General features: G+C 60.8%; 21 protein-coding genes. 9 read left to right on the top strand and 12 right to left on the bottom strand.

Going from position 1 to position 23852, the window contains the following annotated elements; all coding sequences use genetic code 11:
- Nucleotides 1–5 precede the first annotated feature (5 nt).
- Nucleotides 6–911, top strand: coding sequence for a phasin family protein (locus HU739_RS15630; protein ID WP_186552146.1), 906 nt, complete (start codon nucleotides 6–8; stop codon nucleotides 909–911).
- Nucleotides 912–1104: 193 nt separating this feature from the next.
- On the opposite strand, the gene HU739_RS15625 is transcribed toward HU739_RS15630, so the two are convergent.
- From HU739_RS15625 to argS, 9 genes are all read right to left on the bottom strand, one after another.
- A complete protein-coding gene (locus HU739_RS15625) occupies nucleotides 1105–1725 on the bottom strand; it encodes a TetR/AcrR family transcriptional regulator (RefSeq protein ID WP_186552145.1) in 621 nt (206 codons plus the stop codon).
- 30 nt (nucleotides 1726–1755) lie between these two features.
- Nucleotides 1756–3438, bottom strand: coding sequence for a class II poly(R)-hydroxyalkanoic acid synthase (gene phaC / locus HU739_RS15620; RefSeq protein ID WP_186552144.1), 1683 nt, complete (start codon nucleotides 3436–3438; stop codon nucleotides 1756–1758).
- A gap of 139 nt (nucleotides 3439–3577) precedes the next feature.
- Complete coding sequence (gene phaZ / locus HU739_RS15615; protein WP_186552143.1) at nucleotides 3578–4432, bottom strand: poly(3-hydroxyalkanoate) depolymerase; 855 nt, start codon at nucleotides 4430–4432, stop codon at nucleotides 3578–3580.
- 223 nt (nucleotides 4433–4655) lie between these two features.
- On the bottom strand, nucleotides 4656–6335 hold the full coding sequence (gene phaC / locus HU739_RS15610; RefSeq protein WP_186552142.1) for a class II poly(R)-hydroxyalkanoic acid synthase: 1680 nt from the start codon (nucleotides 6333–6335) through the stop codon (nucleotides 4656–4658).
- 256 nt (nucleotides 6336–6591) lie between these two features.
- A complete protein-coding gene (locus tag HU739_RS15605; RefSeq protein ID WP_041477560.1) occupies nucleotides 6592–6963 on the bottom strand; it encodes a gamma-butyrobetaine hydroxylase-like domain-containing protein in 372 nt (123 codons plus the stop codon).
- Nucleotides 6964–7106: 143 nt separating this feature from the next.
- Nucleotides 7107–8444, bottom strand: a complete 1338-nt coding sequence (gene hslU / locus HU739_RS15600; protein WP_186552141.1) for an ATP-dependent protease ATPase subunit HslU — start codon at nucleotides 8442–8444, stop codon at nucleotides 7107–7109.
- 55 nt (nucleotides 8445–8499) lie between these two features.
- Entirely contained in the window at nucleotides 8500–9030 is a 531-nt protein-coding gene (hslV, locus tag HU739_RS15595) for an ATP-dependent protease subunit HslV (protein WP_003186641.1), read from the bottom strand.
- Between the two features lie 234 nt (nucleotides 9031–9264).
- Nucleotides 9265–9972: an SPOR domain-containing protein gene (locus HU739_RS15590; protein ID WP_186552140.1), complete on the bottom strand. Its 708-nt coding sequence runs from the start codon at nucleotides 9970–9972 to the stop codon at nucleotides 9265–9267.
- Between the two features lies 1 nt (nucleotide 9973).
- Nucleotides 9974–11710 (bottom strand): arginine--tRNA ligase, encoded by a 1737-nt coding sequence (gene argS / locus HU739_RS15585; RefSeq protein ID WP_186552139.1) that lies wholly within the window; start codon nucleotides 11708–11710, stop codon nucleotides 9974–9976.
- Here argS and HU739_RS26905 point away from each other — a divergent pair.
- Entirely contained in the window at nucleotides 11709–11831 is a 123-nt protein-coding gene (locus tag HU739_RS26905; protein WP_264082125.1) for a hypothetical protein, read from the top strand. The two genes, argS and HU739_RS26905, sit on opposite strands and share 2 nt — an antisense overlap.
- A 150-nt stretch (nucleotides 11832–11981) precedes the next feature.
- Here HU739_RS26905 and HU739_RS15580 read toward each other — a convergent pair whose 3' ends face one another.
- A complete protein-coding gene (locus HU739_RS15580; RefSeq protein ID WP_186552138.1) occupies nucleotides 11982–14201 on the bottom strand; it encodes a primosomal protein N' in 2220 nt (739 codons plus the stop codon).
- Nucleotides 14202–14489: 288 nt separating this feature from the next.
- Between HU739_RS15580 and rpmE the strand changes: the two genes are divergently transcribed.
- The 3 genes from rpmE to HU739_RS15565 all read left to right on the top strand — a co-directional run bounded on the left by rpmE (nucleotide 14490) and on the right by HU739_RS15565 (nucleotide 16991).
- Complete coding sequence (rpmE, locus tag HU739_RS15575; RefSeq protein WP_186552137.1) at nucleotides 14490–14714, top strand: 50S ribosomal protein L31; 225 nt, start codon at nucleotides 14490–14492, stop codon at nucleotides 14712–14714.
- A 41-nt stretch (nucleotides 14715–14755) separates the two neighbouring features.
- Nucleotides 14756–15538 (top strand): thermonuclease family protein, encoded by a 783-nt coding sequence (locus HU739_RS15570; RefSeq protein ID WP_186552166.1) that lies wholly within the window; start codon nucleotides 14756–14758, stop codon nucleotides 15536–15538.
- Nucleotides 15539–15722: 184 nt separating this feature from the next.
- Entirely contained in the window at nucleotides 15723–16991 is a 1269-nt protein-coding gene (locus HU739_RS15565; protein WP_186552136.1) for a malic enzyme-like NAD(P)-binding protein, read from the top strand.
- 152 nt (nucleotides 16992–17143) lie between these two features.
- On the opposite strand, the gene HU739_RS15560 is transcribed toward HU739_RS15565, so the two are convergent.
- Nucleotides 17144–18094: an IS110 family transposase gene (locus HU739_RS15560; RefSeq protein WP_186552637.1), complete on the bottom strand. Its 951-nt coding sequence runs from the start codon at nucleotides 18092–18094 to the stop codon at nucleotides 17144–17146.
- Between the two features lie 307 nt (nucleotides 18095–18401).
- A complete protein-coding gene (locus HU739_RS15555) occupies nucleotides 18402–20846 on the bottom strand; it encodes a penicillin-binding protein 1A (protein ID WP_407681961.1) in 2445 nt (814 codons plus the stop codon).
- A gap of 219 nt (nucleotides 20847–21065) precedes the next feature.
- Between HU739_RS15555 and HU739_RS15550 the strand changes: the two genes are divergently transcribed.
- Genes HU739_RS15550 through HU739_RS15535 form a run of 4 tightly spaced genes read left to right on the top strand, consistent with a single transcriptional unit; the run spans nucleotide 21066 to nucleotide 23840 of the window.
- The gene (locus HU739_RS15550) at nucleotides 21066–22130 is read left to right on the top strand and encodes a pilus assembly protein PilM (protein ID WP_186549543.1); all 1065 of its coding nucleotides are present in this window, start codon (nucleotides 21066–21068) and stop codon (nucleotides 22128–22130) included.
- On the top strand, nucleotides 22130–22696 hold the full coding sequence (locus tag HU739_RS15545) for a PilN domain-containing protein (protein WP_186549541.1): 567 nt from the start codon (nucleotides 22130–22132) through the stop codon (nucleotides 22694–22696). The genes HU739_RS15550 and HU739_RS15545 overlap by 1 nt, the downstream gene beginning before the upstream one ends.
- Nucleotides 22693–23316, top strand: coding sequence for a type 4a pilus biogenesis protein PilO (gene pilO / locus HU739_RS15540; protein ID WP_186549539.1), 624 nt, complete (start codon nucleotides 22693–22695; stop codon nucleotides 23314–23316). The genes HU739_RS15545 and pilO overlap by 4 nt, the downstream gene beginning before the upstream one ends.
- Nucleotides 23313–23840, top strand: coding sequence for a pilus assembly protein PilP (locus HU739_RS15535; protein ID WP_186549537.1), 528 nt, complete (start codon nucleotides 23313–23315; stop codon nucleotides 23838–23840). The genes pilO and HU739_RS15535 overlap by 4 nt, the downstream gene beginning before the upstream one ends.
- Nucleotides 23841–23852 lie beyond the last annotated feature (12 nt).

Raw genomic sequence — 23852 nt, 5'->3', positions numbered from 1 at the left:
ACGGGATGGCTGGTAAAAAGAACACCGATAAAGAAGGCAGCTCGTGGATCGGGAAGGTCGAAGACTACTCCCGAAAAATCTGGCTGGCGGGTTTAGGCGTGTACTCGAAGATCGACTCTGACGGCACCAAGCTCTTCGATGCATTGGTCAAAGACGGCGAGAAAGCCGAGAAGCTCACCAAGTCCGCCGTCGGCAAGAAAGTCGAGGACTCGACGACATCGGCCAAGTCGCGCATCAGCGGCGTGAAAGACCGCGCCCTGGGCAAGTGGGACGAGCTGGAGGGGGCTTTCGACAAGCGCCTGAACAGCGCGATCTCACGCCTTGGCGTACCGAGCCGCAACGAGGTCAAGGCACTCAATGCCAAGGTCGACACGCTGACCAGACAGATCGAAAAACTCACCGGTCTGAAAGCGCAACCTGTGGCGGCGAAAACCGCTGCGGCAAAACCGGCCACCAAAACGGCAGCGGTCAAACCTGCGGTGAAAACCGCAGTCAAGCCGTTGGCCAAAGCGGTGGCTAAACCTGCTGTGAAAGTGGCGGCCAAGCCGGCGGCCAAAACTGCCGCTGCCAAGCCTGCGGTCAAGGCTGCAGCCAAACCGGCCGCAGCCAAAACCGCTGCGAAACCGGTCGCTAAACCTGCGGCTAAAACTGCAGCGAAACCAGCGGCCAAGCCAGCAGTGAAAACCGCGGCCGCCAAGCCTGCTGCGAAGCCTGCAGCGAAAGCGGCTGCGGCGAAAAAACCTGCTGTGAAAAAGCCGGCCGCGCCGAAAACCGCTGCGCCGAAACCGACCGCCACGCCATCGGCTGCTCCGACAGCGGCGGCCAGCGCGTCGAACTCCGTTTCGGCTCCGACCCCGGCGGCTACCCCGACTGCAACTTCGACACCGTCGACGCCAACCAGTCAGTCCTGACTTCAGGGCAAAACAAAACGCCCGGCCTGTGAAGGTCGGGCGTTTTTCGTGCATCTCACTATCACCGCAAATCCCTGTGGGAGCGAGCTTGCTCGCGAAGGCGTCCGTTCAGGCAATTGAGTTGCCCGATGACATACCGCATTCGCGAGCAAGCTCGCTCCCACATTGGATAATCATCGCAACGTAGTACCGTTCAGTCGTGATCCTCAAGATATTGCAGCGCCATCCGCTCAGTCGCTACCTTGACCGGCGGCAATAGATGCGGCGCCACCAGCATCATGATCTGGTACACCACCAGCCTGACTTCCCCCGCACGATCGAGAATTCGCTGGTAGTCCAGGGAGAACAGCAGCGTCAACGTGATCTGCTCGACCAGTTGCCCCAATGCCTGAGTATCGCTGACCAACTGCCCGGAAGCCTTCAACCTTGCCAGCAACGACGCCAGCGTCCTCTTCAACGCATTGAGCAAATGGCGGATGCCCTTGGCCAGTTTCGGCAAGCGTCCGGCGAGGTTTGACAGGTCCTGAAACAGGAAGCGGTACTGCGCCAGCCGCTCGACGATCAAATGCAGAAACAGCCAGTAATCCTCCGGCGCCAGTTCTACCTCCGGCGGCGGGTCGAGCAACGGCGTCAGTTCCAGCTGAAAGCGTTCGAACAGACCGAGAATCAGCGGCTCCTTGCCGTGGAAGTGGTAGTAGAGGTTGCCCGGGCTGATGCCCATTTCGTTGGCCACTTCCATGGTGGAAACGTTCGGCTCGCCCTTTTCGTTGAACAATTGCAAAGCACATTCGAGAATCCGGTCGCGGGTTTTCATCCAGTCTTCTTAGAAAAGTTCGCTTGAGCGTCAGCGCACATGCACGTAAGTGCCGGGCGCAGCCTCCATCGGTGGATAGTTCGGGTTGCCGAGGGTCATTCGGGTTTCCTGTTGCGCGCCCGAGCGCTGCTGTACCCATTCCAGCCATTGCGGCCACCAGCTGCCGTCAACGTGTCTGGCATCGTAGTACCAGGCCCGCGGATCGCTGCTCAGCTTGCCGTTCTCGACGTACGCGGCTTTTGCATTGTTCGGCGGGTTGAGGATGCTCTGCACGTGGCCGCTGTTGGACAGCACAAAGCGGCGTTCGCCGCCGAGCAGCAGGGTCGAGCGATACACCGCGTCCCAGGGCGTGATGTGGTCGTTCATGCCGGCGACGCTGAAGCTGTCGACAGTGACCTTCTGCAGATCTATGGGTGTGCCGCAGACCTCCAGGCCACCCGGATGGGTCAGTGGGTTGTGCTTGAAGAAGTCCAGCAGATCGCCATGAAACGCCGCGGGCAGGCGGGTGTTGTCATTGTTCCAGTAGAGAATGTCGAAGGCCGGCGGCTCTTTGCCCAGCAGGTAGTTGTTGACGAAATAACTCCAGATCAGGTCGTTGGGGCGCATCCAGGCAAACACCTTGGCCATGTCGCGACCGTCGAGCACGCCCTTCTGGTAAGAGCGACGCTTGGCGGCTTCGAGGGTTTGCTCGTCGGCAAACAGCGTGGCCGGCGTTTCGATCTGGCTGTCGAGCAGGCTGACCAGATAAGTGGCACTGGCGACGCGACGCAGTTGTCGTTTGGCCTGCAGATGCCCTTGCAGGGCGGCGATGGTCAGGCCTCCGGCACAGGCGCCCATCAGGTTGACCTCACGCGCGCCGGTAATCGCCCGGCAGATGTTCATCGCCTCTTCCACCGCTTCGACGTAGCTCGACAGGCCCCACTCACGGTGTCGCACATCGGGATTGCGCCAGCTGATCATGAATGTCTGCAGACCGTTTTTCAGGGCGTACTGGACGAAGCTGTTATGCGGGCTCAGGTCAAAAATGTAGTACTTGTTGATTTGCGGCGGCACCACCAGCAGCGGCTTGGCGTACTGCTTTTCGCTCATCGGCCGGTACTGGATCAGCTCGAGCAGTTCGTTGCGAAACACCACCGCCCCGGGGGTGGTCGCGACCGTTTTGCCGACCTCGAAAGCCTGTCGTGTCACCTGCCTCGGCAGACCATCATTGTGCAGCAAGTCATCGAACAGATGGCTGAGGCCACGGACCAGGCTGTGGCCGCCTGAATTGAACAGCTCCTTGACCGCCAATGGGTTGAGCAGTGTGTTGGACGGCGCGACGGCATCGTTGAGCAGCGTGAAGGCGAAGTGCGCGCGGGCACGGTCGTCAGGGTTCATGTCGCTGTCGTCGATCCAGCTTTTCACTTGCTTCTGCCAGGCCAGATACGCTTGCAGGCTGCGCCGGTAAAACGGGTTCAGGCTCCAGGCCGGATCGGCAAAGCGGCTGTCGTTCGGGTTGGTCGGGTGCAAGGTTTCGCCGAGCAGCACGCGGCCCAGTTGGCCGCCGAGTTTCAGCGCATGCCTGGCGCTGTGGACCGGGTTGCGCAGGCCATGGGCGGCAACGCTGCGCAAAGTCGAGAGCAGATCCCGACCGCGCAGGCCGGCGATCGCACTTTGTGCGTTGATGAACACGGCGGGGCTGGGCACCACGCCCGTCGCTGGTTTGTCACGCATGACTCAACACTCCTTCGTCTTCAGGCCAAAAACAAACGCGCCGAACCAGAACACCATAGACGCTGTTGCGGGTTGCTGCCTGCGCGGCGTCCTGCCGCGCTGACGTGTAAAACGTCCTGCATAAAGCCTGCCGCAGCGGTTATCCGCCCAGCGATGTCGGATGCGGGTGCATCACGGCGCGCTGCCGCTCCTCCTGGAGAAATTTCATGATGATCGGCGCCACTGCTTCGGCGCGGGTGATCAGGAACAAGTGACCGTCGTCGATGACGTGCAATTGCGCATTGGGAATGCGCCAGGCAAGCAAGCGCATGTTGATCAGCGGAATCAGCGGATCGTCATCGCCGGCCAGCACCAGCGTCGGCTGATGGATCTTGTGCAGCCAGTGGATGCTGGTCCAGCCCAGGCCTGCGAACAGTTGCCAGTAGTAACCGAGCTTGCCCGCCGAGCGCACTTTTGCCGCGTGGCTGGCCGCCAGGGTCGGATCGCGGCGGAACGAGCCGCCGTAGATCAACGGCGCGATGCGGATCACGTGGGACGGTTGGATATAGCGCCGCGGACTCGCCATCATCCACAGCACCTTCGGCTTGCCCGGCACCATCACCGCGCCGGCGGCAGTCGCGGCCAACACCAGTTTCTTGCAGCGCTCGGGGTAGTCGTAGGCAAACTGCTGCGCCAGCGCGCCGCCCCACGACACACCGATCACGTTGACCTGGCCATAATCGAGGTAGTCGAGCATGCGTGCCGTCAGCTTGGCCAGCCCGGGAAAACGATACGGCCGATTCGGCGTCGACGATCCGCCGACCCCGGGCACGTCGAAGGCGATCACTTCCAGATCCGGGTCCAGCGCCGCGACAAACGGAAACACCAGCTCCAGGTTGGCGCCGATGCCGTTGAAAATCAGCAAGGGCGTCAAGTGCGGCTTGCCCGGGCGTACCGCCGTGCGGAGGGTCTGGCCATCCAGATCGACGGTGCGGAATATGAACGGTTGCGGCATGCGTCAGGCCCTGTAGATTTCAAGTCCACCCGTATCCTTGTAGGAACGAGCCTTGTGGCGAGGGGATTTATCCCCGTTGGGTTGCGAAGCGACCCCAAAATCTGAAACCGCGATTTTTCAGACACATCGCGGCTGCTCGATTCACGACTGCTTCGCAGCCGAACGGGGATAAATCCCCTCGCCACAACGGCCGCGCCCACCAAGGGGGGCTGGGTGGTGTCAGTTACCGCTCATGTACATAAGTGCCCGGCGCAGCCTCGCCCGCCGGGTACGCCTTGTTGCCCAGTTTCGTCGGGGCCTTTTTCAGGTTGCCCGAGCGTTCGGCCAGCCAGGCTTGCCAGTGCAGCCACCAGGAGTCGGTGTGTTTGGTCGAATTCTCCTGCCAGTCATCGGCCGTCGCGGCCATTTCTTCGCCGGTCATGTAGCGCGATTTCGGATTGCCCGGCGGGTTGAGAATGCTCTGGATATGGCCGCTGCTCGACAGCACAAATTCAACTTTTCCGCCAAACAGCTGCGCCGACTTGTAGCAGGACTTCCACGGCGTGATGTGATCGTTGGTGCCGGCCAGCGAGAAGATGTCGGCAGTGACCTGCTTGAGGTCGATCGGCGTGCCGCACACTTCCAGTGCGTTGGGGCGAATCAGTGGGTTGTTTTTGAACATCTCGATCAGGTCGCCATGGAATGCCGCCGGCAGGCGCGTGGTGTCGTTGTTCCAGAACAGGATGTCGAAGACCGGCGGTTCGTTGCCGAGCAGGTAGTTGTTGACCCAGTAATTCCAGATCAGGTCGTTGGGGCGCATCCAGGCGAAGACCTTGGCCATGTCCTTGCCTTCGAGCACGCCGGCTTGATAGGAGTGGCGCTTGGCGGTCTCCAGAGTTTGCTCATCGACAAACAGCGCGACATCGCTGTCCAGCGTCGTGTCGAGCACACTGACCAGCAACGTAAGGGCATTGACCTTGTTTTCGCCCAGCGCCGCGTAGTGGCCGAGCAGGGCGGTGCAGGTGATGCCGCCGGAGCAGGCGCCGAGCATGTTCACGTCTTTGCTGCCGGTAATTGCGCTGACTACGTCGACGGCTTCTTTCAGCGCCTCGATATAGGTCGACAGGCCCCACTCGCGCTGGGCCTTGGTCGGATTGCGCCAACTGACGATAAACGTCGGCACGTTGTTGCGCAGGCAGAAGCGCGCCAGGCTCTTGTCCGGGCTCAGGTCGAAAACGTAAAACTTGTTGATCTGCGGCGGCACCACGAGCAGCGGTCGCTCGTGGACCTGCTCGGTGATCGGTCGGTACTGGATCAGTTCCAGCACGTCGTTGCGAAACACCACCGCGCCTTCGGTCACGCCCAGGCTCTTGCCGACCTCGAACGCGCCCATGTTGACCTGGCTCGGCATGCCGCCGTTATGCACCAGATCCTTGGCCAGATGCGAGAGGCCGTCGAGCAGGCTTTTACCGCCGGTTTCGAAGAAGCGTTTGACCGCTGCCGGGTTGGCGGCGGTATTGGTCGGGGCCATGGCTTCGGTCATCAGGTTGATGACGAAGTGCCCGCGAGCAATGTCTTTCGGTGACAGGCTGCTGTCATCGATCCAGGCGTGGAGTTCCTTGCGCCAGGCCAGATAGGTTTGCAGGTAACGTTTATAGAGCGGGTTCTGGCTCCACGCCGGATCGGCAAAGCGGCGGTCATCGCCGGCCGGTTGCAGAGCCGATTTGCCGAGCAGCACATTCTTCAGCTCGAGGCCGAAATGGGTCACGTGCCTGACGCTATGGATCGGTTGTCTGATGGCCTGTTTGAGCACCATGCGAGCAGAGGCCAGCAGATCCTTTCCGCGCAGCCCGACGACGGGATTAAGCCCCAGGGTGTTTTCCGAGGCTTGGTACTTCAGGTCATCGTTATTCTTGTTACTCATCTACGACGCTCCATTGTCCTGAGACGAGTACCCGGTGTGCGCTGTCGGTTCCACAGCCAATGCCGGGTACTGCTGCTCGGGTGACCGTTGATTCTGCATAGCTGCTTTACAGGCATAGAGCACTGCAGGGAACTTGCCAGCTCCATTGGTTACCCGAGTTTAATTTTTTTCGCAAGCGGCCCATCCTGGGCCGTATGAGCGCAGCATTCAAACAGATGAAATTAGAAAATGCCCTCTAAAGAGCAAGAGCCACGGCCTAGAGCATCAGCTTGACGAATGACTCGTTCGGGTCGCGGGACTTTCCGGCGGCGCGCAGCTCGGCCAGATAATCGTCCCAGAGTTCGTTCTGGCGTTTGCCGAGTTCGTAGAGGTATTCCCAAGTGAACAGGCCACTGTCATGCCCGTCATCGAAGGTCAGTTTCAGTGCGTAGTTGCCGGCCGGTTCCAGCTTGCTCAAACCCACGTTGAGCTTGCCGAATTGCAGGATCGGTTTGCCGTGCCCCTGGACCTCGGCGGAGGGAGAATGCACGCGCAGAAATTCGGCGGGCAGGGTGAATTCCTCGCCGGACGCGTAGGTGAGCGTCAGGGTTTTCGAGGCTTTGTGCAGTTTGATGTCGGTGGGAATCATGCTCAGGTATCCGTCTTGTGCGGAACCTTGTGGGAGCGGGCTTGCTCGCGAAAGCGCCGGGTCAGCCAACACACGTGTTGAATGTGCCGCCGTCTTCGCGAGCAAGCCCGCTCCCACAGTTCCATTACATCTGTAAGAGAGGCTTACAGGATATAACGGGACAGGTCTTCGTTCTGCGCCAATTCGCCGAGGTGGCTGTTGACGTACTCGGCGTCGATCAGGATCGGCGTGTCGTCATGGGCGCTGGCCAGATCTCCGGCACTGAACGACACCTCTTCGAGCAGACGCTCAAGCAATGTGTGCAGGCGACGGGCACCGATGTTCTCGGTCTTCTCGTTGACCTGCCAGGCGATCTCCGCCAGACGCTTGATGCCTTCGGGCTGGAACTGGATGTTCAGGCCTTCGGTTTTCAGCAGTGCGCAGTATTGCTCGGTGAGCGAGGCGTGCGGTTCGCTGAGGATGCGTTCGAAGTCTTCCGGGCTCAGCGCCTTGAGTTCGACGCGAATCGGCAGACGACCTTGCAGCTCCGGCACCAGATCGCTCGGCTTGCTCAGGTGGAACGCACCGGAGGCGATGAACAGGATGTGGTCGGTCTTGACCATGCCCAGTTTGGTATTCACGGTGCAGCCTTCGATCAGCGGCAGCAAATCGCGCTGTACGCCTTCACGGGAGACATCGGCACCGCCGACGTTGCCGCGCTTGGCGACCTTGTCGATCTCGTCGATGAACACGATGCCGTGCTGCTCGACGGCTTCCAGCGCCTTGGCTTTGAGCTCTTCTTCGTTGACCAGACGCCCGGCCTCTTCGTCGCGGACCAGCTTCAGCGCTTCCTTGACCTTGAGCTTGCGCGACTTCTTCTTGCCCTTGCCCATGTTGGCAAACAGCGACTGCAGCTGGTTGGTCATTTCTTCCATGCCCGGCGGCGTAGCGATTTCGATGCCGGACACTTCAGCGACTTCGATTTCGATTTCCTTGTCATCCAGCTGACCTTCGCGCAGGCGCTTGCGGAACAGCTGGCGGGTGTTGGAATCGGAGCTCGGCGCTTCTTCATTACTGAAGCCCATGCGTGCCGGCGGCAGCAGCGCGTCGAGGATGCGGTCTTCGGCGGCGTCTTCGGCGCGGTGGCGCACGCGGGTCATTTCCTGCTCGCGGAGCATCTTGATCGCAGCGTCAGCCAAATCACGAATGATCGATTCGACGTCGCGGCCGACGTAACCGACTTCGGTGAACTTGGTTGCTTCGACCTTGATGAACGGTGCGTTGGCCAGTTTCGCCAGGCGCCGGGCGATCTCGGTTTTACCGACACCGGTCGGGCCGATCATCAGGATGTTTTTCGGGGTCACCTCAACGCGCAGCTCTTCAGGCAGTTGCATGCGGCGCCAGCGGTTGCGCAGGGCAATCGCGACGGCGCGCTTGGCATCGTCCTGGCCGATGATGTGGCGGTTGAGTTCGTGGACGATTTCGCGGGGAGTCATGGACATAATAATTGGCGGTCCTCAAGCAGAAACAAGCCGTGGCACATTGGCCGCAACAGGCTTATTCAGCGAGATCCTGCTCCTCAATGGTCTGGGTGTGGTTGGTGAATACGCAGATGTCGCCGGCGATGCCGAGGGCGGTTTCGACGATTTCGCGAGCCGACAGGTCGGTCTTTTTCAACAGCGCGCTGGCCGCCGCCTGTGCGTAGGCGCCGCCGGAGCCCATGGCGATCAGGCCATCTTCGGGTTCGACCACGTCACCGTTGCCGGTGATGATCAGCGAGGCGTCTTTATTGGCGACCGCGAGCATGGCTTCGAGGCGGCTCAGGGAGCGGTCGGTGCGCCATTCTTTGGCGAGTTCGACAGCGGCGCGGACCAGGTGGCCCTGATGTTTTTCAAGCTGGCCTTCGAAACGTTCGAACAGGGTGAAGGCGTCGGCAGTGGCCCCGGCGAAACCGGCGATGACCTGGCCGTGGTACAGGCGACGGACTTTTTTCGCGTTGCCTTTCATCACGGTGTTGCCGAGAGAAACCTGGCCGTCGCCGCCCATGACGACTTTGCCGTGGCGGCGGACTGAAACGATGGTGGTCAAGGGAAGAGTCTCCACACAGCTGGGCGAAAGTGCCTTATGCCCATTCATATGGGGGTGGTGACAGGGATTTCAACCATGGCGCGGCAGAGGGGACGAGCGGTTTCTTGTAACTGATCGTTCCCATGCTCTGCGTGGGAATGCCTCAACGGACGCTCTGCGTCCCCCGCAGTGAAAGGACGCGGAGCGTCCCGGGCTGCATTCCCACGCGGAGCGTGGGAACGATCAGGGCAAAAATCAGCGGCTCTGGCGTTGTTGTAACAACAGGTTGCTGAAGCCAGCACCGGCCAGTTGTTTCTGCGCCGTGGTCAGTTGTTCACGATTGCTGAACGGCCCGACCAGAACGCGATACCAGGTCTCGTCCTTGACGGTGCCGGACTCTACCGCCACCGTTTGGCCGAGCAGAATGATCTGCGCACGGACCTTGTCAGCATCCGTCTCCTTGCGGAACGAACCGGCCTGAAGGAAGAACTTGGTCACCGGCGCCGCTTTGCTCACCGGCGGCGCGGGTGGCGGGGTGATCCCGGCCAGGGCTGCCTGAGCCCGTGCAGTATCGATCTTCGCCGCTTCGGCCGGGGTCACTGGCGTGGTCGGGATGGCCGGCACTTGTGGCGTCGGCAGGGTTTTTTCCGGCACGGCGTCCGGCGGCACGATCACTTCCGACTCCGGCAGCAAGGTGTAGAAGTCGTACTTCGGCTTGACCGGTTGCGTCGGGCTCGGCGGGGTCTTGTTGGCCTCGGCGATCTTCGACGCTTTCTGCTGCTCGACCTTCTCGCGCTTGACGGTATCGCTGCCCTTGCCCGGTTCCAGTTTCATCAGAAACACGATGAACGCACCGACGGTCAGGCCGATGGCCATCCACAACCAGCCCGGAATCGGTTGTTTCGCAGGTGCCTGATAGCGGCTGGCGCCGCGTTTGGGTGCAGGTTTTTTCTTGGCGGCCAACTTACATACGCTCCAGAGTTTCCAGACCCAACAGCTCCAGGCCTTGCTTGAGGGTGCGACCGGTCAGTGCGGCCAGGCGCAGGCGGCTCTGCATTTGTGCCGGGGTTTCGGCGGCGAGGATCGGGCAGTTCTCGTAGAAGCTGGAGAACAGGCCGGCAACGTCATACAGGTAGGTGCAGAGAATGTGCGGCGTGCCTTTTTCGGCAACGCTGTTGAGCACTTCGCCGAACTGCGCCAGTTTCGCCGCCAGTTCGTGCTCGTGTTCCGCTTCGAGGACGATCTGTCCCTCGACTTCGCTGAAATCCTTGCCCAGTTTGCGGAACACGCCGGCCACCCGGGTGTAGGCATACAGCAGGTACGGTGCGGTGTTGCCTTCGAAGTTGAGCATCAGGTCGAAGTTGAAGCTGTAGTCGCTGGTGCGATGCTTGGACAGGTCGGCGTATTTCACCGCGCCGATGCCGACGACTTTAGCGATGTTGCGCAACTCGTCTTCGGCCAGGGTCGGGTTTTTCTCTTTGACCAGGCTGTAGGCGCGTTCCTGCGCTTCGGTCAGCAGGTCGATCAGCTTCACGGTGCCGCCGTCACGGGTCTTGAACGGACGGCCATCGGCACCGTTCATGGTGCCGAAACCCATGTGTTCCATTTCCATCGGATGGGTGACGAAACCGGCCTTGCGCGCCACGGCGAACACTTGCTGGAAGTGCAGGGCCTGACGCTGGTCGACGAAATACAGCGCACGATCGGCCTTCAGCTTCCCGCTGCGGTAGCGCACCGCCGCGAGGTCAGTGGTGGCGTACAGGTAACCACCGTCAGCCTTGACGATGATCACCGGCAGCGGGTCGCCGTCAGCGTTTTTGAATTCATCGAGGAACACGCACTGGGCGCCGTTGCTCTCGACCAGCATGCCCGCGGCCTTGAGGTCGTTGACCACGTTGATCAGGTCGTCGTTGTAGGCGCTTTCGCCCATGACGTCGGCCATGGTCAGCTTGACGTTGAGCAGTTCGTAGATCTTCTGGCAGTGCGACAGCGAGATGTCCTTGAACCGGGTCCACAGCGCCAGGCACTCGGCATCGCCGGCCTGCAGCTTGACCACCAGGCCACGGGCGCGGTCGGCGAATTCTGCGGACTCGTCGAAACGCTGCTTGGCGGCGCGGTAGAAGTTTTCCAGATCGGACAGCTCGTCGCTGGTGATCGGATTTTCCTGCAGGTACGCCATCAACATGCCGAACTGGGTGCCCCAGTCGCCAACGTGGTTCTGGCGGATCACGTCATCGCCGAGAAATTCAAGTACGCGCGCCACACCGTCGCCGATGATGGTCGAGCGCAAGTGGCCAACGTGCATCTCTTTCGCCAGGTTCGGTGCCGACAGGTCGACCACGGTGCGCTGCGCCGGGCCGGCCTTGCGCACGCCGACATGGGCATCGGCGAGGGCGGCGTCGAGGCGCGCGGCCAGGGCCTGGGTATTCTGGAAGAAGTTGATGAAGCCCGGGCCGGCGATCTCGGCCTTGGTGACGTTTTCGTCAGCCGGCAGCGCAGCGATGATTTTTTCCGCCAGATCGCGTGGCTTCATGCCCGCAGGTTTGGCCAGCATCATTGCGATGTTGCTGGCGAAGTCGCCGTGGGTCTTGTCGCGGGCGTTCTCCACCTGAATCGCCGGCGACAGGCCTTCAGGCAACACACCTTCGTTGACGAGTTGGGTGAGGGCTTGCTGGATCAGCTGGCGAATGGTGTCTTTCATGGTCTTCTCTTTCGACCGCAAGCGCGGCGGGCGCATCGGTGCGCGGGTGGAAAAACTGGGCATTATCCGTTGCGAAGACGGGCTTGCCAACCTTAGCAGGCAGCTTATGGACTTGTGGTGACAAATTGCCCTGTGGCGAGGGAGCTTGCTCCCGCTCGACTGCGAAGCAGTCGTAAAAAAGTAAGCTGCAGATATAAGGCCAGATTGCCAAGCCTGATATCAGGAGCGCTTCGCGCCCCAGCGGGAGCAAGCTCCCTCGCCACAGGTCAGCTCAATACAAATCCACAGGATCGACATCCAGCGACCAGCGCACCGCCCGCCCGCTCGGCATCTGTTCCAGCACCAGCAGCCAACTCGCCAGCAACCGGTGCAGCGGTGCCCGCGCCGACGCTTGCAACAATAGCTGCGCACGATAGCGCCCGGCGCGGCGTTCCATCGGCGCCGGCACCGGGCCGAGCAGCTCAATCGCGCTCAGATTCAGCTCGGACAGCAAACGCTCGGCCGCGCTGCACGCTTCATCGAGAAAGCCCTCCGCCTGCCCTGGCTTGTGTGCTTCGGCGCGCAGCAGCGCCAGATGCGCAAACGGCGGCAGCCCGGCGGCACGGCGCTCGCTCAGCGCTTGCTCGGCAAAGGCGAAATAGCCCTGCTCGGTCAGTTGCACCAATAAAGGATGATCGGCCAGATGCGTCTGGATGATGACTTTGCCCGGCTCTTCCGCCCGTCCGGCGCGCCCGGCGACCTGCACGATCAACTGCGCCATGCGCTCGCTGGCGCGGAAGTCGCCGGAAAACAGGCCGCCGTCGGCATCCAGAATCGATACCAGCGTCACCCGTGGAAAGTGGTGCCCCTTGGCCAGCATCTGCGTGCCGACCAGAATGCATGGCTGGCCTTTCTGGATGGTCGCGAACAGCTGATTCATCGCGTCTTTGCGCGAGGTGCTGTCGCGATCGACGCGCAGCACCGGATAATCGGGGAACAGAATCGCCAGGCGTTCCTCGGCGCGCTCGGTACCGGCGCCCACCGGCCGCAGATCGACCTTGTTGCACTTCGGACATTGGCGCGGCGTGCGCTCGACATAGCCGCAGTGGTGGCAGCGCAGTTCGCCGTAGCGCTGATGCACGGTCATGCGCGCATCGCAACGCGAGCACTCGGACATCCAGCCGCAATCGTGGCAGAGCAGGGTCGGGGCAAATCCGCGTCGATTGAGAAACACCAGCACTTGCTGGCCATTGGCGAGGGTCTGGCCGATGGCTTGCTGCATCGGCCCGGAAATGCCGCTGTCCAGCGGCCGGCTTTTCACATCCAGACGCAGGAAGCGCGGTTGTTTGGCGCCGCCAGCGCGCTCGTTCAGGCGCAGCAGGCCGTAGCGACCGGTGTAGGCGTTGTGCAGGCTTTCCAGCGACGGCGTCGCCGAACCGAGCACGATCGGGATGTTTTCCTGCCGTGCGCGCACCAACGCCAGATCGCGGGCGTGGTAGCGCAAACCTTCCTGCTGTTTATAGGAGCCATCGTGCTCTTCATCGATGATGATCAGCCCGGGATTTTTCATCGGCGTGAACAGTGCCGAGCGGGTGCCGATAATAATGTCGGCCTCGCCATCGCGGGCGGCAAGCCAGGCTTCAAGGCGTTCGCGATCATTGACCGCCGAGTGCAGCAGGGCGATGCGCGCATTGAAACGCTGCTCGAAGCGCGCCAGGGTCTGCGGGCCGAGGTTGATCTCCGGGATCAGCACCAGCGCCTGCTTGCCGGCCTCGAGGGTTTCGCGGATCAGTTGCAAATAGACTTCGGTCTTGCCGCTGCCAGTGACGCCTGCCAGCAGAAAGGCGTGGTAGCTGTCGAAGCCGGCGCGAATAGCTTCATACGCCGCACGTTGTTCACTGTTGAGCGGCAGTTCCGGTTGCGCCAGCCAATGCTCGTGGCGCGCGCCGGGGGCGTGACGGCGAATTTCTACCTGCACCAGCCCCTTGGCCAAGAGCAGATCGAGGCTGTCCTTGCTCAACATCAGTTTGCTCAGCAACTGATGAGCCACGCCGTGGGGGTGCTGGGCCAGCGTGGTCAGGGCTTCACGCTGGCGCGGCGCACGGGCGACTCGCGGGTCGTCGACGCTGGCGCCGGGGGCAATCGACCAGAAACGTTCTTGCCGGGCCTCGGCCAGCTCGCCCTGACGCAGCAGCACCGGCAGCGCCCAGTTCAAGGTGTCGCCGAGGCTGTGCTGATAATACTGCGAGGTCCACAGGCACAGCTTGAACAGCGCCGGCGGCAGCGGTGAAGTCGCGTCGAGAAGGGCCAGGGCCGGCTTGAGTTTTTCCACCGGCACTTCGCTGGTGTCGGTGACCTCGACCAGAATCCCGATCATCTCGCGCCGCCCGAACGGCACCCGCAGGCGCATGCCCGGCTGCAATTGCTCGCGCCGCACGCCGGCCGGCGCCCGGTAGTCGAACAGGCGGCGCAGGGGCGAAGGCAGGGCGAGGCGCAAAATGGCGTCGGGCACGCGGGGGGATCTCTATAAACGGGCGGTATGGCTAGGCACATAACCTTGTAGGAGTGAGCCTGCTCGCGATAGCGGTCTGTCATTCAACATTTATGTCGTCTGAAATACCGCTATCGCGAGCAGGCTCACTCCTACAAGGGAATCGCGTATTGGGCCGGGAGCCTAGCAGACGGTCGGTCTCGGTGACAGCTTGCGTGATTGAAAAGGTCTGGTAGAATCCGCGGCCTAATTACGTGCGGTATTCAACAATAGTGTTGGGTGGCGGCACGCTAGCCTGAGGAAGACACCATGAAAGCCGATATCCATCCGAACTACCCGGAAATTGCTGTTACCTGCAGCTGCGGTAACAAGTTCGAAACTCGTTCGACCTTCGGTAAAGCCCTGTCGATCGACGTTTGCAACGAATGCCACCCGTTCTACACCGGTAAGCAGAAGACTCTGGACACCGGCGGCCGTGTGCAGAAGTTCGCAGACCGTTTCGGCGCTTTCGGCAAAGTTGCTCCAAAAGCCTGAGGCTGATCATTTTGGAAAGTCGTCTCGACTTCTCCGGACTGATGAAAAAGGCGTCCCTTGCGGGCGCCTTTTTTGTGTCTGCGATTTGGCTGTCCGGCGCGCAGGCCTTCTGTCCAGCGCCCTCAGGGCTGACCAGTGTCAGCGTGCAGCGCGTGGTTGATGGCGACACGCTGCGCCTGAGCGATGGTCGCAGCGTGCGGATGATCGGCCTCAACACGCCGGAACTGGGCAAGCAGGGCCGCAGTGACGAGCCATTCGCGGTGGCGGCGCGCAAACGTCTGCAAGCCTTGGTGGATGACAGCGGCGGCCGCGTCGGTTTACTGCCCGGCAAGCAGGCGAAAGATCACTACGGGCGTACCCTGGCGCATGTTTACAGTGCGCAAGGCGCCAACCTCGAGGCGCAAATGCTCGCCGATGGCCTTGGGTTTCAGGTCGCGGTGGCGCCGAATGTCGATCTGGTTGCCTGCCAGCAGACCGCCGAGCGCAGTGCGCGGCAAGCCGGGCTGGGTCTCTGGCGCCGGTCGCCTGTACTGAAAGCGCAGCAGATTCAGCGCTCGGGTTTTGCCGTGGTCGGTGGTCGTGTGAGCAAGGTCCAGCGCAATCGCGGCGGAATCTGGATCGAAATGCACGATGCGCTTGTATTGCGCGTTGCACCCAATCTGGTCGGACAATTCAACAATGCCCGGCTCCAGGCCCTCGAGGGCAAGCAGATCGAGGCGCGCGGCTGGGTGGTCGATCGTTCGCGGCGCGGTGGATTACAAACGGGACAGCCGCGCTGGCTGCTCCCGCTGACCGATTCGGCAATGTTGCAGGTTTTGCGCTGACGAAAAAATTGTAGACATTTTTTAAGTCGATTGTGAACAGTCCAGCCCTTGTGCGCCGTGGCTCTTGGCCCAAAGTCGTAGGGCAGGGCGCTTGACAGCGGTGACCGCTCAGTCTTGTGGGGACTTTGCGAGGCGCGTATCCTCGCTGACCAGTCTGTCCAACAGTAAAAAGCGGAATGCCAAAATGTCTGATCTGAAAACTGCCGCTCTCGAATATCACGCCCATCCTCGTCCGGGGAAGCTGAGTGTCGAGCTCACCAAGGCCACTGCTACCGCCCGCGACCTGTCGCTGGCCTACAGCCCCGGCGTAGCTGAACCAGTGCGTGAGATCGCCCGCGATCCTGAACTGGCCTACAAGTACACCGGCAAGGGCAACCTGGTGGCAGTCATTTCCGATGGCACCGCGATTCTCGGCCTGGGTAACCTCGGCCCATTGGCCTCCAAGCCTGTGATGGAAGGTAAAGGCGTGCTGTTCAAGCGCTTCGCCGGCATCGACGTGTTCGACATCGAAGTCGACTCGGAAAGCCCGCAAGCCTTCATCGACACCGTCAAGCGCATCTCCATCACCTTCGGTGGCATCAACCTGGAAGACATCAAGGCGCCAGAGTGCTTTGAGATTGAGCGCGCGCTGATCGAGCAGTGCGACATTCCGGTCTTCCACGACGACCAGCACGGCACCGCGATCGTGACCGCTGCCGGCATGATCAACGCCTTGGAAATTGCTGGCAAAACCCTGCAAGACGCGAAAATCGTCTGCCTGGGTGCCGGTGCTGCCGCCATCTCCTGCATGAAGTTGCTGGTGAGCATGGGCGCTCGCATCGAAAACATCTTCATGGTTGACCGTACCGGTGTGATCCACTCCGGCCGTGACGACCTGAACCAGTACAAAGCCGTGTTCGCCCACGCTACCGAAAAGCGCACCCTGGCTGACGCACTGGCAGGCGCTGACGTGTTCGTCGGTCTGTCCGGTCCTAACCTGCTGAGCGCCGAAGGCCTGCTGTCGATGGCAGCGAACCCGATCGTGTTCGCCTGCTCCAACCCGGATCCGGAAATCTCCCCGGAACTGGCGCACGCAACCCGTAGCGACGTGATCATGGCAACCGGCCGTTCGGACTACCCGAACCAGGTCAACAACGTGCTCGGCTTCCCGTTCATTTTCCGCGGTGCCCTGGACGTTCGCGCCAAGCGCATCAACGAAGAAATGAAAGTGGCGGCGGCCAACGCCCTGCGCGAACTGGCCAAACTGCCAGTGCCACAGGACGTGTGCGACGCCTACGGTGGTGCACCGCTGGAATTCGGCCGTGAGTACATCATTCCGAAGCCAATGGACAAGCGCCTGATCACCCTGATCTCCGACGCCGTGGCCAAAGCCGCGATCGAGACTGGTGTGGCTACTCTGCCGTATCCGAAGAACTACCCGCTGAAGAGCGTGGATGACGTGTTCAACGGCTAAGCCGTTGTAACGCTTCAAGCGAAAGCCCCGGCTTGTGAGAGTCGGGGCTTTTTTATGCCTGAGGGTTTTGTGGTGCTCTTCAGGGCCTCTTCGCGAGCAGGCTCGCTCCCACCTTGAAACGCATTCCACTGTGGGAGATTCTATGGTTGTCATCAAGCCATAACTCCCCCTTTCGATTGGTATTCGCTCTGGTTTTTCATCAGGGCGAACGCTATTCGAGCAAGTTTACGGCCGAGCATCACCAGCACCTGTGTAGTCGCTTTTCCGCAACTGAGATGATGGTTGTAGAACTCTTTCCAGGCATTTGATCGGCAGGCTGACATGGCGGCGTTATGCAGTAATCGACGTACCTCCGAGCATCCTCGCTTGGTTAAATATCTACGGCCATTTTTTTGACCCGAGTCACTCACTCTCAGGTCCATGCCTAAGAACGCTATATAAGAGTCCCCGCTGGTAAAGTCGCCTCGGTTGTATGCCATGACCAAAGCAGTTGCAGTTAGAAAACCTATACCTTCGATGGCTTGGCATCTGGCAACCTCTTCCAGCAAACCAGCTTCGCGCAAGACTTCCTTGAGTTTTTTCTGAACAAGTAAATCCAGCCGTTCTATAGACTTTATGAAAGTTGCGAACACGCCTTTCAAACTGGCGTCATTTGCCCAGCTCTGGGTCAGGCTGGTTTTGGCCCGTATCAGCGAAGCTCTGCGTCGTAGAAGGCTTTGCAGCTTGCCGTAGACTGCCGGAGGTGGGGTCCAAGGTCGCAGATCCTCACCTTCGTTTTTTAAAAAACGGGCGAGAAGACGGGCGTCAGATGCGTCCGTTTTACTGCGACCACCGATACTTTTACGATAATTACTTAGTTGAAAACCGTCGATGATGTAGACGTCGTGACCTGACTCATGAGCCAACTCAACCAAGTCGACGTGATAAATATTTGTCGCCTCAACAGCTATCGCAGTGGGCCCCGCCAATGTTTTAAGCCAGCGCTTTATGGCCAGCTTTTCATTGGTTATCGAGGTGAGCAGATCTGGATCTGCTAAATAAATAACGAGTTCAGCTTTGGCGACGTCCACGCCCACGATTGCCTTCGACACGCGCATTGCCACTGGCACTTCTCCACGCTAAGGTTTTACAGCTTGTAGGGGTTTCACCCAGAGGCGCAGGCTTGTTTCTATCGTCGCTTGAACGAAGCATTCTCTATCGGCGCTTTTGGTGGAAGGGGTGGGGCGAGGTCTCCCACGGTCTGTACTGTTACAGCAGTCAGATGCGAACTGTTCGTCCCACCACCCCTTCAAGTCTAACCATACAAGCGAGCCTGCTCGCGAAGGCGTCAGGTCGGCCAATATCTCGGATGGCAGGCAATAAAAAGCCCCACAGTTCTCACGAAGGCGGGGCTTTTTTGCTGCATCAGAATCAGAACAAATCGATCGGCGCCTGTTCATCCGCCGGCAACGGACTGCCCGGCACTACGCCGTTGCCCAGCTCGTTCACCGATGGCGGCGTGTCTTCAGCCTTGAACAGCTCGAAGTACGCGCCCGGTGTGCTCGGCGACGCTGCACGGCCACTGACCGGATCCACCCGCAGGCTGAGCAAACCTTCCGGCTCAGGCTGCACATGCGGCGGCTTGTCTTTCAGCGCGGCCGACATGTAATTCATCCAGATCGGCAGCGCCACGGTGCCGCCGAACTCACGACGACCGAGGCTTTCCGGCTGGTCGAAACCGGTCCAGACCGTGGTCACGTAATCGGCGTTGTAACCGGAGAACCAGGCGTCTTTCGACTCGTTGGTCGTACCGGTTTTGCCGGCGATATCGCTACGGCCCATGGCCAGCGCGCGCCGGCCGGTGCCGAGCTTGATCACGTCCTGCAACATGCTGTTGAGAATGTAGGTAGTGCGCGCATCGACGATGCGTTCAGCCACTGCTGGCGCTTGCGGCACCGCTGGACTACCCGCGGCTTCACCCGCAACCGGAGCGGCGTTGACCGTGAACGATTCGGTGTTCGGTGCGGCGATGCCGTCGGTCGCCGAGCCGCCTTGCGGTACGGTCGGCGGGTTGGCGACAAACAGCGTGTCGCCGTTGCGGCTTTCGATCTTGTCGATGATGTACGGGCTGATCTTGTAGCCGCCGTTGGCAAACGTACTCCAGCCGGTGGCGATTTCCATCGGCGTCAGCGTCGCGGTGCCCAGTGCCAGCGACAGGTTCGGCGGCAGGTCCTGCTTGTTGAAGCCGAAGCGGGTGATGTAGTCGATGGTCTTGCCCACACCCATCGCTTGCAGCAAGCGGATCGACACCAGGTTGCGCGACTTGTACAGCGCTTCACGCAAACGGATCGGGCCGAGGAAGGTGTTGGTGTCGTTCTTCGGCCGCCAGACCTTGTCCAGATACTCGTCGACGAACACGATCGGCGCATCGTTCACCAGGCTGGCAGCGGTGTAGCCGTTGTCCAGCGCGGCGCTGTAGACGAACGGCTTGAAGCTCGAGCCCGGCTGACGCTTGGCCTGCATGGCGCGGTTGTAATTGCTCTGCTCGAACGCGAAACCGCCGACCAGCGAGCGGATCGCGCCGTTCTGCGGATCCAGCGACACCAGCGCGCCCTGGGCCTGCGGAATCTGGCTGAACTTGAGCGAGTTGTCCTTCTGGCGCTGCACCCGAATCAGGTCGCCGACCTGCGCGACATCGGCTGGCTGGCGCGGGTTGGGACCCATGCTGTTGGTGTTAAGGAAGGGTCGCGCCCATTTCATGGTGTCCCAGGCCACGTGTTCTTCACCGGTACGCGTCAGCACTTGCAGGCCGGCCTTGTCGACCTGAGTGACAATGGCCGGTTCCAGGCTGCTGATGGTGCGCTGTTTGGTCAATTCGCTGGCCCAGGCCTCGCGGGTCTTGCCCGGCAGGCGCGACTCGGGGCCACGGTAGCCGTGACGCTGGTCGTAAGTCATCAAGCCTTCGTGCAGCGCGGTGTTGGCCATTTCCTGCAGGTTGCTCGGCACCGTGGTGGTGACGCGAAAGCCTTCGGTGTAGGCGTCGCTGCCATAGCGCCCGACCATTTCGGCGCGGGCCATTTCAGCGATATACGGCGCGTTCACTTCCGGAGTCGGCACGTGGTAGCTGGCGTTCAGCGGCTCGTTGATCGCGGCGGTGTAGTCGGCTTCGCTGATTTTGCCCAGCTTGTACATGCGCCCGAGGATCCAGTCGCGGCGCTCTTTGCTGCGTGCCGGGTTGGCCAGCGGGTTGAAGCGCGACGGTGCCTTTGGCAGGCCGGCAATCATTGCCATCTGCGCCAGACTGACGTCACGGATCGACTTGCCGTAATACACCTGCGCCGCCGCTTCGATGCCGTAGGCGCGGTTGCCCAGATAGATCTTGTTGACGTACAGCTCAAGGATCTCGTCCTTGGTCAGCTGTCGCTCGATCTGCAGGGCCAGAAGAATTTCGGTGGTTTTGCGCGAGAAGCTGCGCTCGCTGGTGAGGAAGAAGTTCTTCGCCACCTGCATGGTGATGGTGCTGCCGCCGGACTGAATGTGCCCGCTCTTGATCAACTGGGTCGCCGCGCGCATCAGGCTGCTTGGATCGACGCCGTAATGGTTGGCGAAATTGTCGTCTTCAGCACTTAGTAACGCATTAATGAAATTGGGCGGAATGTCGGCGAAACGGATCGGCGTTCGGCGCATTTCGCCAAACTCTGCGATCAACTTGTCGTCGCTGCTGTAGACCCGCAGGGGAATCTGCAACTGAATGCTTCTCAGCGCCTCCACAGACGGCAAACCCGGACTAAGGTAAAGAAACGCGCCGCTGAGACTCAATAGCAGTCCGCAGAAAACGGCGACGATGGACCAACCGAAAAATTTCAGCAGACGAATCAAGGCTTTTGGACATCCAGGGCAAAGAATGAATTTGGCGACGGGGTTGCGCTACACACAAAACGACCGGCGCTGGCAGTAAAAAGCGGAAAAAATCGCTGGGCATTATAAGCACTTTTCCGCCGGGGGCGTCATTGGCGCTTCTGTCAAGGCGGGGGTGAAGGAACGCAATGCGTATTACAGAGTCCGTAACTCACGGAAAGTCATAGGGAATTGGTAGTGCTGGGACTCTTCAAGAAAAAGACCAACGCGTTACTGGGCATCGACATCAGTTCCACTTCGGTGAAGCTGCTGGAACTGAGCCGCCACGGCAATCGCTACCGGGTCGAGGCCTATGCGGTGGAGCCGTTGCCGGCCAGTGCCGTGGTCGAAAAGAACATCGCCGAACTCGAGGGCGTGGGCCAGGCCCTGAGCCGGGTGCTGGTCAAGGCGCGTACGGGTCTCAAAAGCGTGGCGGTGGCGGTGGCCGGTTCGGCGGTCATCACCAAGGTCATCGAGATGGACGCCGGGCTGTCCGACGACGAGCTGGAAAACCAGCTGAAGATCGAAGCCGACCAATACATTCCCTATCCGCTCGATGAAGTCGCGATCGACTTCGAAGTCCAGGGCGTGTCGCCGCGCAACCCGGAACGGGTCAGCGTGCTGTTGGCCGCCTGTCGCAAGGAAAACGTCGAGGTGCGTGAAGCAGCGCTGGCGCTTGCCGGGCTGACCGCGCGCGTGGTGGACGTTGAAGCCTATGCGCTGGAGCGCTCGTTCGGCCTGCTGGCGACCCAACTGGCCGCCTCCCAGGAACGCCTCACGGTCGCGGTGGTGGACATCGGTGCGACCATGACCACGCTCAGTGTCCTGCACAACGGCAAGATCATTTATACCCGCGAGCAATTGTTCGGCGGCCGCCAGCTCACCGAAGAGATCCAGCGCCGCTACGGCCTGACCGTCGAGCAGGCGGGGCTGGCGAAAAAGCAGGGCGGGCTGCCCGACGATTACATCAGCGAGGTCTTGCAACCGTTTCGCGAGGCGCTGGTACAGCAAGTCTCTCGTTCGTTGCAGTTCTTCTTCGCTTCCGGCCAGTACAACGCGGTCGACCATATTCTGCTGGCCGGCGGCACGGCCTCGGTGCCCGGCCTGGATCGCCTGATCGAACAGCGCCTGAACACCCCGACCCAGGTCGCCAACCCGTTTGCCGACATGGCCCTGAGCAGCAAGGTCAATGCCGGGGCGCTGGCCAGCGACGCGCCGGCCCTGATGATTGCTTGCGGGCTCGCGCTCAGGAGTTTCGACTAATGGCGCGGATCAACCTTTTACCCTGGCGCGAGGAGCGCCGCGAAGAACGGCGCAAGCGCTTCCTGCTGGCCTTGATCGGCGTGCTGGTCGGCTCGGTCGGCGCGGTGCTGATCGCCGATCAGATCATCAGCGCTGCCATTGAGCGGCAAACGGCGCGCAACGACTACATCGGCAAGCAGATCGCCCAGGTCGATGAGCGCATCAAGCAGATCAGCGAACTCAAGGCGCGCCGTCAGCAACTGGTCGAACGCATGCGCATCATCCAGGACTTGCAGGGCAACCGGCAGCTCAGCGGACGGATCTTCGATCAATTGGCGCGCACGCTCCCGGACGGGGTGTACTTCACCGACGTGAAAATGGTCGGCAAGACCCTGTCGATCAGTGGCGCGGCGGAATCCAACAACCGGGTTTCCGAGCTGATGCGCAACCTCGACGCCTCCGACTGGTTCGACGCCCCGAGCCTGAACGAGGTGAAGGCGACATCGGCCGATCAACTGGAACAGTCCAACACCTTCGAGCTGACCGTTCGTCAAACCCAGCCAAAGGTCGGGGAGGACGACCGATGAAGCCCAACGGATGGCTCGAAAGCCTGCGCAGCGTCGACTTCAACGATCTGGATACCAGCAACATCGGCTCCTGGCCGCCTGCGGTAAAAGTCATTGCCGCAGGGCTTTTGATGGTGTTGGTTCTGGGGCTTGGCTATCACTTTTTCATCAGCGACATGGAGAATCAGCTCGACCTCAAGCGTGAAGAAGAGATCACCCTCAAGGAACAGTTCGCCAGCAAGGCGCGTCTGTCGGCCAATCTCGAGCTGTACACCCAGCAGATGAAGGAGATGGAAAACACCTTCGGCGTGTTACTGCGGCAATTGCCCAGCGACACCGAAGTGCCAGGGTTGCTGGAAGACATCACGCGCACCGGTCTGGGCAGCGGCCTGGAGTTCGAGGAGATCAAGCTGCTGCCGGAAGTCACCCAGCCGTTCTACATCGAACTGCCGATCCGGATCACCGTCACCGGCGCCTATCACGATCTCGCGACCTTCGTCAGCGGCGTGGCCGGGTTGCCGCGTATTGTCACCCTGCATGATTTCGAACTGGCACCGGCCAACCCCGAGGGCGGGCCTAAGCTGCGCATGAGTATCCTCGCCAAGACCTATCGCTATAACGACAAGGGGCTGCAGAAATGACCCCGCTGCGTTTTTTCGGCCTGTCGATGGCTCTGCTGGTTTTGCAGGGCTGCGGTGGCAGCGATGACTTCAGTGATCTCGATGCTTATCTCAATGAAGTGCGTCTGCGCCCGGCCGGCCGGATTGAACCAACGCCGACATTCCGGTCTTACCCGGCATTCACTTACAGCGCGGCGAATCTGCGCAGCCCGTTTTCGCGGCAGGTGCGCGTCGATCTGGCCGGGCAGCGGCACGGTTCACGCAACGTCAAGCCCGACCCCAACCGGGTCAAGCAATACCTTGAAGGCTTCAATATCGAGCAGTTCGAGATGGTCGGCACGATCGCCAATGCCTCCGGTTCCTTTGCGCTGTTGCGCGGAGCGGGCGGGGTGCATCGATTGAAAGTCGGCGATTACCTGGGGCGCAACGATGGCCGCATCATCGCCATCAGTGCCACTCAGGTCGATGTCATCGAAATTGTCCCCGACGGCCAGGGCGCCTGGCTGGAGCGCCCGCGCACCATTCCTTTGAAAGAGCACTCATAGTGGAAGTCGAAT

Source organism: Pseudomonas hamedanensis, assembly GCF_014268595.2.
Taxonomy (GTDB): Bacteria; Pseudomonadota; Gammaproteobacteria; order Pseudomonadales; family Pseudomonadaceae; genus Aquipseudomonas; species Aquipseudomonas hamedanensis.
Note: the sequence above shows the minus strand (reverse complement) of the source record. Positions and strands in the feature narration are given on the sequence as shown.